The sequence below is a fragment of the Bradyrhizobium sp. AS23.2 genome (genome assembly GCF_001908185.1).
Lineage (GTDB): Bacteria > Pseudomonadota > Alphaproteobacteria > Rhizobiales > Xanthobacteraceae > Bradyrhizobium.
Genome location: NZ_LGHM01000006.1, coordinates 17101 through 29526, shown reverse-complemented (window position 1 = coordinate 29526; position 12426 = coordinate 17101). Strand labels below are relative to the sequence as shown.

Annotated in this window: 8 protein-coding genes and 2 pseudogenes; 4 read left to right on the top strand and 6 right to left on the bottom strand. The window is 64.3% G+C overall.

Features of this window, described 5'->3' with window-relative positions:
- Positions 1-105 precede the first annotated feature (105 nt).
- From AC630_RS00825 to AC630_RS00800, 6 genes and pseudogenes are all read right to left on the bottom strand, one after another.
- Positions 106-1335, bottom strand: coding sequence for an ABC transporter substrate-binding protein (locus AC630_RS00825; protein ID WP_074116612.1), 1230 nt, complete (start codon positions 1333-1335; stop codon positions 106-108).
- Positions 1336-1386: 51 nt separating this feature from the next.
- A pseudogene (locus AC630_RS00820) lies at positions 1387-2407 on the bottom strand (branched-chain amino acid ABC transporter permease).
- 2 nt (positions 2408-2409) lie between these two features.
- Positions 2410-3288 carry a branched-chain amino acid ABC transporter permease gene (locus tag AC630_RS00815; RefSeq protein ID WP_074116611.1) on the bottom strand — a complete coding sequence of 293 codons (879 nt, stop codon included), beginning with the start codon at positions 3286-3288 and terminating at the stop codon, positions 2410-2412.
- Positions 3289-3300: 12 nt separating this feature from the next.
- Positions 3301-4014, bottom strand: coding sequence for an ABC transporter ATP-binding protein (locus AC630_RS00810; protein WP_074116610.1), 714 nt, complete (start codon positions 4012-4014; stop codon positions 3301-3303).
- Complete coding sequence (locus AC630_RS00805) at positions 4011-4808, bottom strand: ABC transporter ATP-binding protein (RefSeq protein ID WP_074116609.1); 798 nt, start codon at positions 4806-4808, stop codon at positions 4011-4013. Before AC630_RS00805 ends, AC630_RS00810 begins: the two co-directional genes overlap by 4 nt.
- A 66-nt stretch (positions 4809-4874) precedes the next feature.
- A pseudogene (locus tag AC630_RS00800) lies at positions 4875-5742 on the bottom strand (IclR family transcriptional regulator).
- Positions 5743-5871: 129 nt separating this feature from the next.
- Here AC630_RS00800 and AC630_RS00795 point away from each other — a divergent pair.
- From AC630_RS00795 to pimC, 4 genes are all read left to right on the top strand, one after another.
- Positions 5872-7968 carry a 3-hydroxyacyl-CoA dehydrogenase NAD-binding domain-containing protein gene (locus tag AC630_RS00795; RefSeq protein ID WP_074116608.1) on the top strand — a complete coding sequence of 699 codons (2097 nt, stop codon included), beginning with the start codon at positions 5872-5874 and terminating at the stop codon, positions 7966-7968.
- 206 nt (positions 7969-8174) lie between these two features.
- Positions 8175-9851, top strand: a complete 1677-nt coding sequence (gene pimA, locus AC630_RS00790; protein WP_074116607.1) for a dicarboxylate--CoA ligase PimA — start codon at positions 8175-8177, stop codon at positions 9849-9851.
- Positions 9848-11035 (top strand): acetyl-CoA C-acyltransferase, encoded by a 1188-nt coding sequence (locus tag AC630_RS00785; RefSeq protein WP_074116606.1) that lies wholly within the window; start codon positions 9848-9850, stop codon positions 11033-11035. Before pimA ends, AC630_RS00785 begins: the two co-directional genes overlap by 4 nt.
- 152 nt (positions 11036-11187) lie before the next feature.
- Positions 11188-12378 carry a pimeloyl-CoA dehydrogenase large subunit gene (gene pimC / locus AC630_RS00780; protein ID WP_074116605.1) on the top strand — a complete coding sequence of 397 codons (1191 nt, stop codon included), beginning with the start codon at positions 11188-11190 and terminating at the stop codon, positions 12376-12378.
- The last annotated feature ends 48 nt before the right edge of the window (positions 12379-12426 follow it).

The window sequence follows — 12426 nt, the reverse complement described above, 5'->3', positions numbered from 1 at the left end:
CGCCGCATTGAACAAGATTGACGGCGGACGTCAACAAAAAGCCCCCCGCGGTCACCCGCGGGGGCTTGTCGACTTGGATTACCCTTGGACTATTACGTCAACGCGTCACTCGGAGGCGACGTCGCCGCTGATGATCTCGCCGAAGAGTTCCCACTTCTCGCCCTTGAAGCGCTGCATCTGGAGCTGGGAAATCGGGGCGAAGTCGGTGGCGCTGGTATTGATCTTGACGCCGGGCAGCAAGGTGTCCGGAACAAAATCCTTCAATGAAGCGGCCTGCTTCATGAGATTGGCACGGGTGAGATCGTCACCGCACATTTCCAGGACCTTGGCGAGCGTCGATGCTGCTCCATAGCCGTAGACCATGCCGGTATCGGTCTTGTCGGAACCCGGCAGGTACTTGTCGACGAACTCGTTCCACTTCTTCATGCCGGGGTCGTTGTTCCACTGCGGGTCCGTCGAGTCCTTGGCATAGGCCGCCGAAAGCACGTTCTGCGAGGCCTCGAAGCCGGCCGGCTTCATCACGCTGCCGACCGAGATCGACACGTTGGTGAGGATCTGGAGCGGCTTCCAGTTGAGCTCGGCGGTCTTCTTGATGGTCTGGGCCGCGAACTTCGGCGTCGTATAGATCAGCAGCACGTCGGGATTGGCGGCCTTGATCTTGACGATATGACCATCGATCGAGGGCTCGGAGATCTCATAGCTCTCTTCCATGATGATCATGGACGAGGCCTTGGCACCGAGTCCGTCCTTGGTGCCCTTGAGGTAATCTTTGCCGAAATCGTCGTTCTGATAGAGGATCGCGATCTTGGCGTTCGGCTTTTCCTTCATCAGCCATTTCGCGTAGATCTGCGCTTCGCTCTGGTAGGAGGGCTGCCAGCCCATGGTCCAGGGGAAGTTCTTCGGGTCGTTCCACTTGGTGGCGCCGGTGGCGACGAAGAGGTGCGGGATCTTCTTGGCGTTCAGGTATTTCTGGATCGCGGTGTTCGAGGCCGTGCCGAGCGGATTGTACACGGCCAGCACCTCGTCGCTCTCGACGAGCTTGCGGACCTGCTCGACGGCCTTCGGCGGCGAATAGGCGTCGTCATAGGTGATGAAGTTGATCTTGCGGCCATTGATGCCGCCCTTGTCGTTGATCATCTTGAAGTAGGCTTCTTCGGTCTTGCCGATGATGCCATAGGCCGACGCCGGACCGCTGTACGGCATGATGTTGCCGATCTTGATCTCGGTATCCGACGCGCCGGTGTCGTACTTCTTCTGGGCGAGGGCAGCACTGGTGGCGACCGTGGCGACCGCCGTCGCGAGCGCGGCGGTTCGCAGTGTTCTTCCGAAAAGCAATTGGGTCTCCTTGGTTAAACAACAGTCTTGGCGATAGTCTTATGAGAGTTTTCAGCTCTTTCGGAGCTTGCCGGCGAGTTGCTGGCCCAGGATTGCAACCTGCCTTGCGCCATGCGGCACGAGGTAGATGACGAGGAACAGGAGCACGCCGAACACCGCACCGGAGAGGCCTTTGGAGATGCCCTCCGCGATGTTCGGGACGAAGATGATGAAGGCGGCACCGACGATCGAGCCGGGCAACCAGCCCACGCCGCCGACGACCATGCCGAGGAACAGCGAGATCGCGAGTGTGATGGTGTAGCTGTCGGGCGCGACGAACTGCACCGCGATGGCGCCGAGCGAGCCGGCGATGCCGGTGATCGCAGCCGACACACCGAAGGCCAGCGTCTTGTACAGCGCGACATCAACGCCCATGGCGGAGGCCGCGATCTCGTTGTCGCGGATCGCCATGAAGGCGCGGCCCGAACGGGAGCGCAACAGGTTCACCGAGAAGATGTAGATCGCAAGCGTCACGACGAGGGTGAAGTAGTAGAGCCACATGTCCTGCGACATCGGCAGCCCGAACGGCGCGTCCGGCTTGGTGACGACGAGACCCTGCACGCCACCGGTCCAGTGCTCCAGGAAGTTCAGCTTGAGGAGCTGCGGCATCGCGGTGGCAAGCGCAAAGGTCGCAAGCGCGAGGTAAACGCCGGAGAGCCGCAGCGCGGGCTGCCCGAACAGGAAGCCGAAGGCGAAGCAGACCACCCCGGCAATCGGCAGTGTCAGCGCGTAATTGACGTTGAACTGCTCCATCAGCACCGCCGTCGTATAGGCGCCGACGGCATAGAAGGCACTCTGACCCAGCGAGAACTGGCCCGAGCCTCCGGTCAGGATGTTGAGCGCCAGCACAGCGAGCCCGTAGATCAGGAGCATCGTCATCTGGAAGATGATGAAGTTCTTGACGAAGACGGGGGGCGATGAGCAGCGCGGCGAGCACCACCAGCGAGGTGCCCGTGCCCAGCGTCATGGCTCGCTTCGGAACGGCCTCGACCGCCTCGTGGCCCTCGGCGACGACTTCTTCTGCTGCGCTCATGATCAAACTCGCTTGACGATGTGCCGGCCGAACAGGCCAGCGGGTTTGACGACCAGGACGGAGATGATCAGCGCGAGCGCGATCGGGAGTTTCAGTTCATTGCCTACGCCGGGGATGTAGGTTCCGGCGAGGTTCTCGAAGATGCCGACCAGGAAGCCGCCGACCACGGCGCCGAACGGGCTGGTCAGTCCGCCGAGCACCGCTGCGGCGAAGCCGTAGATCAGCACGCCGCCCATCATGTTGGGCTCGAGGAACACGACCGGAGCGATCAGCATGCCGGCGATCGAGCCGATCGCGGTAGCCATGCCCCAGCCGAGGGCGATCATCCAGCTCGTGTTGATGCCGACCAGCCGGGCTGATTCAGGCACCGATGCGGCCGCCCGCATGGCAAGGCCGATCCGTGTGTACTGGAAGAAGAAATACAGCCCAAGCAGCAGCAGCACGGTGACGCCGACCATGCCGGCCTGGTGGGTCGAGATCAGCTGGCTGCCCAGGAACGGCGCGGAGCCGAACGGGGTCGGATACTGCTTGATGGTGAAGTCCCAGATCAGGCCGGCCGACGAGTTGATGATCGCGAACAGGGCGATGAACCCGGCGACGTTGGTCAGGATCGGTGCCTTCGCCAAGGGCTTGAACAGGATGCGCTCGATCGCGATGCCGGCGACAAAGGAAAATGCCAGCGTGATCACGAACGCGGCCCAATAGGGGACGCCCCACTGCATCAACTGCCAGGAGATGAAGGTCGAGAACATCGCCATCTCGCCCTGCGCGAAGTTGAGATGGTCGATCGCCTGGTAGATCATGACCACCGCCAGCGCCATGCAGGCGTAGATCGCGCCGGTGGCAATCCCAGCCAGGACTTGGTTGGTGAAAAGCTCCATCGTGCCGGCTCCTCAGTAACCCAGATAGGATTTGCGGATTTCTTCGTTGTTCGCGATGTCCTTGGCGTTGCCCGACATCACGATGCGTCCGGTCTCGATCACATAGGCCTGGTCGGCGAGCTCGAGCGCGAGCTGGGCGTTCTGCTCGACCACCAGGATCGACACCTTGTCCTCGCGGTTGATCTTGCCGAGGATGCCGAACAGGTCGCGCACCACCAGCGGCGCGAGGCCGAAGGAGGGCTCGTCCAGCAGCATCAGCCGCGGCCGCAGCATCAGGGCGCGGGCGACCGCGAGCATCTGCTGCTCGCCGCCGGAGAGCGTACCGGCCTGCTGGGTGTGCCGCTGCTTGAGCACCGGGAAATGCGCATACATGCGCTCGATGTCGGAGACGATCCCGGCGCTGTCCTTGCGGGTGATGGCGCCGAGCTGGAGGTTCTCCTCCACCGTCATGGTGGTGAAGGTGCCGCGGCCCTGCGGCACATGGGCAATGCCGAACCGCACGATGTTCTCGGTCGAGCGGTTGTTCAGCGGCTTGCCGTCGAATTCGATCGCACCGGTGGAGCGCACCATGTTGCAGATCGCGCGCAGCGTGGTGGTCTTGCCGGCGCCGTTGGCACCTAACAGCGTCGTCAGCGAGCCCTCGTTGAGCGAGAAGGACAGGCCGTGGAGCGCCTGGACCTGGCCGTAATAGGCGCGCAGGTCCTTGACGTTGAGCAGTGTCGTCATTGGTCCTTGCTCCCGAGATAGGCCTTGATGACGTCGGGATCCGCCTGCACCTGGGCGGGCGTGCCTTCCGCGAGCTTCTTGCCGAAATTCAGCGCGACGACGTGATCGGCGATCGACATCACGAGACCCATGTGGTGCTCGACCAGGAGCACGGTCATGTGGCGGTCGTCGCGGATGCGGCGGATGAGGTCGCCGAGCACGTAGACTTCCTCGTGGTTGAGGCCGCCGGCCGGCTCGTCGAGCAGTAGTATCTTCGGGTCGGCCGCGAGCGCCCGCGCCAGTTCGACGCGCTTCTGCGTGCCGAAGGGCAGGCCGGAGACGACGGTGTGGGCGACGTCCTCGAGGTCGAGATAGGCGAGGATCTCGTGCACCTTCTTGTTCACGTCGCTCTCGCTGCGGCGGATCCACGCCAGGCGCAGCGAGTCGCTGATGATGTCGCTGGAGGTGCGGGCATGGGTGCCGACGCGGACGTTGTCCATCACCGAGAGGTTCGGAAACAGCGCCACGTTCTGGAAGGTGCGGCCAATGCCGATCTCGGCAATCCGGTGCGGCGGACGCGACAGGATGCTCACGCCCTCCATCAGGATGTCGCCCGACGACGGCTGATAGAGCCGCGAGAGACAGTTGAAGAGCGTTGTCTTGCCGGCGCCGTTGGGACCGATCAATCCGAGGATCTGGCCCTTATGCATGTCGAAGGACACGCCGTTGAGCGCAACGATGCCGCCGAACACGACGCTGACGTCGCGAACCGCGAGCAGGGGCGATGTCCCCCGCGCGAGCTGTGCCTGCGTCATCTCGTCTCGCCCACACCGTTCAGTGGGCGAAGGGGCGATGCGAACCGCTCCCGGTTATGACAATGGCTATCTGAACCCCTCGGCCACACGCGCAACTTTTCCTCCTGATTTCAGCTTTTTGCTGACTTCTTTTTTGGATTGCGGCATCAGCCCCCCGAGCGCCGCTTCGATGTTCCTTACCATCGCCAGCAGACGCGGTCCAATGTCGTTGATCAAACGCTCTTCCGTGAAGCGGAACGCGGGGGGCGCCGCAATTGAATGCGTAAGGTCCGGTTCCGTCGTTGAGCTTGAGTGCGACGCCGGCGGCGCCGATATCGTCGTGCCAGTCGCCGACGGAAATCGCAAAACCGTATTTCGCGACGGTCTCGCCGGACCGCTCCAGTCCATCGCGCATCTTCGGCCAGCGGCTGCCGTAATGTTCGCGCAAAATGCGGGACACTTCGGCGCGGTCCTCGTCGTCGAGCGCCCAGAAATAGGCGCGGCCCATCGCACTGGTTGCAATCGGCACGCGGGAGCCGACGTCAAGTTGAACGCCGACGGTCTCGCTGCCACGGCTTTGCCCAAAATAGATCATGCTGTGACGGTCGCGGCCGCCGACGGCGACCGCGCCGCCGGTGGCGCGCATCATTTCCTCGCGGAACGGCTCGGACAAATGCCGAACGCCGAGATTGGCCAATGCCGCGTAACCGAGCGCCATTGCCGCCGGCGCAAGCTGATATTTCTCGAAGCGGGGAACCGGAGTCAGATAACCGAGCTTGGTCAACGTATAGGTCAGCCGCGAAACCGTCGGCTTCGGCAGGTTGGTGCGCGCCGCGATCTCCTGATTGCCGAGAAGTCCGTCGCTGGGCTGGAATGCGCGCAATACGTCTAGTCCGCGGGAAAGCGCGACGACGAAATTCCGATCGGTCGCGGTCTTCTTTCCTGTACGCTTCATCCCTGATCTGCTCTTGCGCGGAGTCGTTGACAACGTCCGTGCTTCAAAATAACCCTGCCGTCAAGATGCGGAATTAAATTCCGCACCGCGAAATCGAACAAAAGTAAATCCCCACCAAGGAGGGAAGCCGTGAGCGAAGTGGTCAAGCTTGAGCGTCATGACGAAGTCGGGATCGTCACGGTCAATAGTCCTCCGGTCAATGCGCTGAGTGCCGCAGTCCGCGGTGGTATTCTGGAGTGCATGAAGGCGGCGATTGCCGATCCCGCGATCAAGGGCATCGTGCTGACCTGTGCCGGCCGCACCTTCATTGCCGGTGCCGACATCACCGAGTTCGGCAAGCCGCCGAAGCCGCCGGGCCTGAACGAAGTGCTGGCCGAGATGGAGAATTCGCCGAAGCCGATCGTGGCCGCGATCCACGGCACGGCGCTCGGCGGCGGCCTCGAGGTCGCGCTCGCCTGTCATTTCCGCGTCGCCGTGAAAGAGGCCAGGCTCGGCCTGCCCGAGGTGAAGCTCGGTCTGCTGCCGGGTGCCGGCGGCACCCAGCGCCTGCCGCGCGCAGTCGGGCCGGAACTCGCCGTCAAGATGATCGTCGGCGGCGATCCGATCGGCGCCGCTGAAGCGCTCAAGAACGGCCTGATCGAGGAGATCGTCGAAGGTCCGGCCTCCGGCGGCGAAGCCTTCGTCCGCAAGCTGATCGCCGAGAAGCGCCCGTTGCGCCGTCTGCGCGACGACGATTCCAAGCTCGCAGCTGCGAAGGCCGACCGTTCGATCTTCACCAATGCGGTTGCTGCGATAACCAAGAAGTCGCGGGGACTGGAAGCGCCGTTCGCGGCCGCCGACGCCGTCGGCGCGGCCATCGACCTGCCGTTCGACGAAGGTCTGAAGAAGGAACGCGAGGGCTTCCTCAAGCTCGTCGCCAGCGACCAGTCCAAGGCCCAGCGCTATGCCTTCTTCGCCGAGCGCGAAGCCAACAAGATCGCGGGCGTACCCGACGGCACCAAGTCGCGTCCGGTCAACCGTGTTGCCATTCTCGGCGCCGGCACAATGGGCGGCGGCATCGCGATGTCCTTTGCCAATGCCGGCGTTCCCGTCACCCTGATCGAGACGGGCGAAGAGCAGCTCAAGCGCGGCATGGGCATCATGCAGAAGAACTGGGAAGCAACCGCGGCGCGCGGCGGCATTCCGGCCGACGCGCCCGCCAAGCGCATGGCGCTGATCAACGGCGTCGTCGGCATCGAGAATGTCGGCGATGCCGACCTCGTCATCGAGGCCGTGTTCGAGACCATGGCGGTGAAGAAGGAGGTGTTCGGCAAGCTCGACCAGTTCGCCAAGCCGGGCGCCGTGCTCGCCTCCAACACCTCGTATCTGAACATCGATGAGATCGCGAAGTCGACCAAGCGTCCGCAGGACGTGCTCGGCATGCACTTCTTCTCGCCGGCCAATGTCATGAAGCTGTGCGAGATCGTGCGCGCCGACAAGACCGCGCCTGACGCGCTCGTCACCGCCGTCACCATCGCGCGCAAGATCGCCAAGGTGCCGGCTGTGGTCGGCGTCTGTGACGGCTTCGTCGGCAACCGCATGCTGTCGCAGCGCGGCAAGCAGTCCGAAAAGCTATTGTTCGAAGGCGCGCTGCCGCAGCAGGTCGACGCCGTCGTGACCAAGTTCGGCATGCCGATGGGGCCGTTCGCGATGGGCGACCTCGCCGGCCTCGACATCGGCTGGCGCTCGCGCAAGGATCGCGGCATCAAGTCCGAGATCGCGGACGCGCTCTGCGAAGCCGGCCGCTTCGGCCAGAAGACCGGCAAGGGCTACTACAAGTATGAAGCAGGCTCCCGCGCGCCGCTGCCCGATCCGGAGGTCGAGAAGCTGATCGACGAGACGCTGCTGCGTCTTGGCCGCAAGAAGCGCATCGTCAGCGACGACGAGATCCTCGAGCGCATGATGTACCCGATGATCAACGAGGGCGCGAAGATCCTCGAAGAGGGCATCGCGGCGCGTCCCTCCGACATCGACGTGGTCTGGCTCTACGGCTATGGCTGGCCGATCTATCGCGGCGGCCCGATGTTCTGGGCCGACACCGTCGGCCTCAAGCACATCGCCGATCGTCTGTCGTTCTACGCCAAGGAGACCAACGACCCGAGCCTCGAGCCCGCGCCGCTGCTGAAGAAGCTTGCTGCGGAGGGCAAGACGTTTGCTTCGCTCGCGGCTGCGTCGAAAGCGGCTTGATGGCCGCTGCCACCTCTATGGGCGTCATTCCCCGTTGCGCAATTGCGCAACGTGGATGGCCCGCAGGGCCAGACCCGGAATCCATTTCGCCTTTGAGCGTGCGGCCTGATGGATTCCGGGCTCGCGACGGAGCCTGTCATCGGGCCGCGCTTTGCGCGGACCCGTTGGTCGCCCCCCGGAAATGACGACTGATCGTGGTGTAGAAGATGACCCATCCCGGCGAACAGTTTTATCCCGAGGGCGTGCGTTGGGACGACGCCATCGCCCAGCGCACGCTCCCTGACCTCTTGTCGAAGGCTGCCGCCGATTTCGGTCCGCGCACCGCGCTCGAATTCCGCGATCGGCCGATCACCTACACCGAGCTCGCCGCGATGGCCGAGCGCGCGGCCGCGGCGTTCCTGCGCGCCGGCTGTGGCAAGAACAGCTCCGTCGCGCTGTTCCTCGGCAATACGCCGGACCACCCCGTCAATTTCTTCGGCGCGCTGAAGGCCGGCGCCCGCATTGCCCATCTCTCCCCGCTCGACGGCGAGATCGCGCTGACGCACAAGGTCTCCGACTCAGGCTCGCGGGTGCTGGTCACCTCGAACCTTGCGGCGCTGCTGCCGACCGCGCTGAAATTCCTGGCGAGGGGGCTGATCGACCGCCTCATCGTCTGCGAGGACGATAACTGGGGCAAGGTCGGCACGCCGCAGGCGGCGATCCCGAGCGATCCCCGCATCGTCACCTTCAAGGCCTTCGTCGAGGGCGCCACCACGCCGGCGCAGTGGCCGCAAGTGAGCGTCGACGACGTCGCGCTGCTGCAATATACCGGCGGCACCACCGGCCTGCCGAAGGGCGCGATGCTCACGCACGGCAATCTCACCTCGGCGGTGTCGATCTACGACGCCTGGGGCAAACCGGCGCGTGCGGCGCGCGGCGGCGTCGTCGAGCGCGTGATCTGCGTGCTGCCGCTGTTCCACATCTACGCGCTCACGGTCGTGTTGCTGTCCGCGCTCAGCCGCGGCAATCTGATCTCGATTCATCAGCGTTTCGACGTCGAAGCCGTGATGCGCGACATCGAGGTCAAGCGCGCCACCTATTTCCCGGGCGTGCCGACGATGTGGATCGCGATCGCGGCACTCCCCGATCTCGACACGCGCGACTTCTCCTCGCTCAACGCCATAGGCTCCGGCGGAGCGCCGCTGCCGGTGGAGATTGCGAGCTTCTTCGAGCGCAAGGTCGGCAAGAAGCTCAAGAGCGGCTGGGGCATGACCGAGACCTGCTCGTCCGGCACCGGCCATCCGCCCGTAGGTCCCGAAAAGCCGGGCTCGATCGGCCTGATGCTGCCCGGTATCGAGCTCGACGTCGTCTCGCTGGAAAATCCCGCCAAGGTGCTGCCGCCGGGCGAAGTCGGCGAGATCCGCATCAAGGGCCCGAACGTCACCAAGGGCTACTGGAACAAGCCGAAGGAATCGGCGGAGTCCTTTTCCGACGGGCGCTTCCTCACCGGCGACATCGGCTATGTCGATACCGACGGCTACTTCTTCCTGGTCGACCGCAAGAAGGACATGATCATCTCCGGCGGCTTCAACGTCTATCCGCAGATGATCGAGCAGGCGATCTACACCATCCCCGGCGTGCACGAGGTGATCGTGCTCGGCATTGCCGACCAGTATCGCGGCGAGGCCGCCAAGGCCTTCATCAAGCTGAAGCCGGACGCAAGGCCGTTCTCGCTCGACGAGCTGCGCGCGCAGCTCACCGGCAAGGTCGGCAAGCACGAATTGCCGGCGGCGGTCGAGTTCGTCGACGAGCTGCCGCGCACGCCGGTCGGAAAGCTGTCGCGCCACGAATTGCGCCAGCAGCAGAAACCGGCACAATCCACGCAACCAGGAGGTCGCTCTTGACCGACGCCGTCATCGTTTCCACCGCCCGCACCCCGATCGGCAAGGCCTATCGCGGCGCGCTCAACGCCACCGAGGGCGCAACGCTGCTCGGCCACGCCATCGGCGAGGCCGTTGCCCGCGCCAAGGTCGATCCGAAGGAGATCGAGGACGTCGTGATGGGCGCAGCGCTACAGCAGGGCGCAACCGGCGGCAACATCGCGCGCAAGGCGCTGCTGCGCGCGGGCCTTCCCGTCACCGTCGCCGGCACCACCATCGACCGCCAGTGCGCCTCGGGCCTGCAGGCGATCGCGCTCGCCGCGCGTTCGGTGATCTTCGACGGCGTCGAGATCGCGGTCGGCGGCGGCGGCGAGTCGATCTCGCTGGTTCAGAACGACAAGATGAACGGCTTCCACGCCCAGGATCCGGCGCTGCTCAAGATCAAGGGCGAGGTCTACATGCCCATGATCGACACGGCCGAGATCGTCGCCAAGCGCTACGGTATCTCGCGTGAGAAGCAGGACGAGTATTCGCTGGAGAGCCAGCGCCGCACCGCGGCTGCGCAGCAGGGCGGCAAGTTCAAGGATGAGCTGGCGCCGATCACCACGCAGATGGCGGTCACGGACAAGGCGACCGGCGCCGTCTCATTCAAGGACGTGACGCTGTCGCAGGACGAAGGCCCGCGCCCCGAGACCACGGCCGAGGGCCTCGCCGGCCTCAAGCCCGTGCGCGGCGAAGGGTTCAGCATCACCGCCGGCAATGCCAGCCAGCTCTCCGACGGCGCCAGCGCCTCGGTGATCATGAGCGACAAGGAAGCTGCCAAGCGCGGCCTCAAGCCGCTCGGCATCTTCCGCGGCTTCGTCTCCGCCGGCTGCGAGCCGGACGAGATGGGCATCGGCCCGGTCTTCGCCGTGCCGCGCCTGCTCAAGCGTCACGGCCTCACGGTCGACGACATCGGCCTCTGGGAGCTGAACGAAGCCTTCGCGGTGCAGGTGCTGTATTGCCGCGACAAGCTCGGCATCGACCCCGAGAAGATCAACGTCGACGGAGGTGCGATCGCGGTCGGCCATCCCTACGGCATGTCGGGCGCGCGCCTCACCGGCCACGCTTTGATCGAGGGCCGCCGCCGCAAGGCGAAGTACGCGGTGGTCACCATGTGCGTCGGCGGCGGCATGGGCGCGGCCGGGCTGTTCGAGGTGTTGCAGTAACGCTTTTCGTCATTCCGGGGGCGCCGCAAAGCGGCGAGCCCGGAATCCATAACCACGGATCGGGGATATGGATTCCGGGCCTGCACCTAACGGCGCATCCCGGAATGACGGCGGAATTTGGTAAGACTAAAATTAGTTCACAGGAGGATCCGATGGATCTCGCATTCACGAAAGAAGAGCAGGCGTTTCGCGAGGAAGTGCGATCATTCTTCCGCGACAACGTGCCGCCGGACACGCGGCGCAAGCTGGTCGAGGGTCGCCACCTCTCGAAGGACGAGATGGTGACGTGGTGGCGCATCCTCAACAAGAAGGGCTGGGGCGTCAGCCACTGGCCGAAGCAATATGGCGGCACCGGGTGGACCTCGGTGCAGCACTACATCTTCAACGAGGAACTGCAGTCCTATCCGGCGCCGCAGCCGCTCGCCTTCGGCGTCAGCATGGTCGGCCCGGTCATCTACACATTCGGCAACGAGGAGCAGAAGAAGAAGTATCTGCCGCGCATCGCCAATGTCGACGACTGGTGGTGCCAGGGCTTCTCGGAGCCGGGCTCGGGTTCGGACCTCGCTTCGCTCAAGACCAAGGCCGAGCGCAAGGGCGACAAGTGGATCATCAACGGCCAGAAGACCTGGACCACGCTGGCCCAGCACGCCGACATGATCTTCTGCCTCTGCCGTACCGATCCGTCCGCCAAGAAGCAGATGGGCATCTCCTTCATCGTCTTCAGCATGAAGTCGAAGGGCGTCACGGTGCGCCCGATCCAGACCATCGACGGCGGTCATGAGGTGAACGAGGTCTTCTTCGACGATGTCGAGGTGCCCGTCGAGAACCTGATCGGCGAGGAGAACAAGGGCTGGGATTACGCAAAGTTCCTGCTCGGCAATGAGCGCACCGGCATCGCCCGCGTCGGCGTCTCCAAGGAGCGGCTGCGCCGCATCCGCGATCTCGCCGGCAAGGTCGAGTCCGGCGGCAAGCCGATCATCCAGGACTCCGCCTTCCGCGAAAAGCTCGCCGCCTGCGAGATCGAGCTGAAGGCGCTCGAGCTCACCCAGCTTCGCGTCGTCGCCGACGAAGGCAAGCACGGCAAGGGCAAGCCCAATCCGGCCTCCTCGGTGCTGAAGATCAAGGGCTCCGAGATCCAGCAGACCACCACCGAGCTGCTCATGGAAGTGATCGGCCCGTTCGCCGCGCCCTACGACGTGCACGGCGATGATGGCTCGAACGAAGCCATGGAGTGGACCGCCCAGATCGCGCCGAGCTATTTCAACAACCGCAAGGTCTCGATCTACGGCGGCTCCAACGAGATCCAGCGCAACATCATCGCCAAGGCGGTGCTGGGGCTGTGATCGACTGAACAAAGGACGCTGTCGTCCCCCGCGAAGGCGGGGGACCCA

Coding starts and splice junctions, on each gene's coding strand:
- AC630_RS00815 (WP_074116611.1), bottom strand. CDS start 3,288: ATGGAGCTTTTCACCAACCAAGTCCTGGCTGGGATTGCCACCGGCGCG.
- AC630_RS00810 (WP_074116610.1), bottom strand. CDS start 4,014: ATGACGACACTGCTCAACGTCAAGGACCTGCGCGCCTATTACGGCCAG.
- AC630_RS00805 (WP_074116609.1), bottom strand. CDS start 4,808: ATGACGCAGGCACAGCTCGCGCGGGGGACATCGCCCCTGCTCGCGGTT.
- pimA (WP_074116607.1), top strand. CDS start 8,175: ATGACCCATCCCGGCGAACAGTTTTATCCCGAGGGCGTGCGTTGGGAC.
- pimC (WP_074116605.1), top strand. CDS start 11,188: ATGGATCTCGCATTCACGAAAGAAGAGCAGGCGTTTCGCGAGGAAGTG.